Here is a 228-nt window from a genome sequence, read left to right on the forward strand (position 1 = left end):
TCGGCGCGGTCGCGCTCGTCGACCCCCTGGTCCGCCGTGGCCGGCGCCGGTCGGCGACCGCGGTGGGCGCGCTCACCGGGCTGCTGACCCTCGGGGTGGTGTCCGGCATCGTGTCGACGACGCCGGCCACCGGGGCGAACTTCGGCGGCCCGCCGGTGGGCCTCGCGGGCTTCCTAGTCCTGGTCGTGGTGTCGGCCGGGGGCCGGCCCGGCTGGCGCCGGCTGGAGC

General features: G+C 79.8%; 1 protein-coding gene. It reads left to right on the forward strand.

Annotation, left to right across the window (positions count from 1 at the left end; translation table 11 throughout):
* A partial coding sequence (locus tag KVT14_RS22105) for a hypothetical protein (RefSeq protein WP_217617458.1) occupies positions 1-228 on the forward strand: 228 nt, incomplete at both ends.

This window comes from Cellulomonas sp. GbtcB1, from assembly GCF_019091725.1.
Classification (GTDB): Bacteria; Actinomycetota; Actinomycetes; order Actinomycetales; family Cellulomonadaceae; genus Cellulomonas.